General features: G+C 60.1%; 1 protein-coding gene and 1 pseudogene. Both read left to right on the top strand.

What is annotated here, in order from left to right:
• Window positions 1–878 (top strand): DHHA1 domain-containing protein (locus DBR24_RS15215; protein ID WP_256591500.1); only part of this gene is annotated, 878 nt, incomplete at its 5' end.
• A 90-nt stretch (window positions 879–968) separates the two neighbouring features.
• Window positions 969–1269, top strand: a pseudogene (locus DBR24_RS15210) (aspartate kinase); the annotation flags it as partial.

Genomic DNA, 1269 nt, shown 5'->3' with positions numbered 1-1269 from the left:
AAGGTTCGTTGGTTGATAGCCAGCGTCTGCGCTTCGACTTCAGCCACTTTGAAGCGATCAAACCAGAGCAAATCAAGGCGCTGGAAGACATCGTCAACGCCGAGATTCGCAAGAATTCCGCCGTTGAAACAGAAGAAACCGACATCGAAACCGCCAAGCAGAAAGGCGCGATGGCGCTGTTCGGCGAGAAATACGGCGACAACGTGCGCGTGCTGAGCATGGGCGGCGATTTCTCCGTCGAACTGTGCGGCGGTATCCACGCCAACCGTACCGGCGACATCGGCCTGCTGAAAATCATCAGCGAAGGCGGTGTGGCATCGGGCGTGCGTCGTATCGAGGCAGTCACCGGTGCTGCGGCACTGGCCTACTTGAACGCGGCAGAAGAACAACTCAAGGAAGCGGCCAACCTGGTCAAGGGCAGCCGCGACAACCTGATCGACAAGCTGTCGGCCGTGCTGGAGCGCAACCGCGCGCTGGAAAAGCAGCTCGAGCAGTTGCAAGCCAAGGCTGCCAGTGCCGCGGGCGACGATCTGTCGAACTCGGCAGTGGACGTCAAGGATGTGAAGGTTCTGGCCGCACGTCTGGATGGTCAGGACGGCAAGGCGCTGCTGGCGCTGGTCGATCAGCTGAAAAACAAACTCGGCCGCGCAGTGATCCTGCTCGGCAGTGTCCATGAGGAAAAGGTCGTACTGGTTGCAGGCGTAACCAAGGACCTGACTGGCCAACTCAAAGCCGGTGATTTGATGAAACAGGCTGCTGCGGCAGTGGGCGGGAAGGGCGGTGGTCGTCCGGACATGGCGCAGGGCGGCGGTGTCGACGCCGGCGCACTGGATGGCGCATTGGCGCTGACCGTTCCATTCGTCGAGCAGGGTTTATAAGGCAGTCCGTCCGGCCCGCAGTCTAGTGGCGGGCCTGGCGGCTGTTCGAGTGATTATTGGGCGCCCTTCATGGGCAGAGGCGGCTTTGAAATGGCTTTGATCGTACAGAAATTTGGAGGCACCTCGGTCGGCACTGTCGAGAGAATCGAGCAGGTCGCCGACAAGGTTAAGAAATTCCGCGATGCCGGCGATGACCTGGTGGTTGTGCTGTCTGCAATGAGCGGCGAAACCAACCGTCTGATCGATCTGGCCAAGCAAATCAGTGGCGACACTCAACCGGTTCCGCGTGAACTGGACGTGATCGTTTCCACCGGTGAGCAGGTGACGATTGCCCTGCTGGCGATGGCGCTGATCAAGCGCGGTGTGCCGGCGGTGTCGTACACCGGTAATC

The sequence above is a fragment of the Pseudomonas sp. HMWF006 genome, assembly GCF_003061205.1.
GTDB lineage: Bacteria > Pseudomonadota > Gammaproteobacteria > Pseudomonadales > Pseudomonadaceae > Aquipseudomonas > Aquipseudomonas monsensis.
This window is presented reverse-complemented; position numbering and strand designations above follow the sequence as displayed.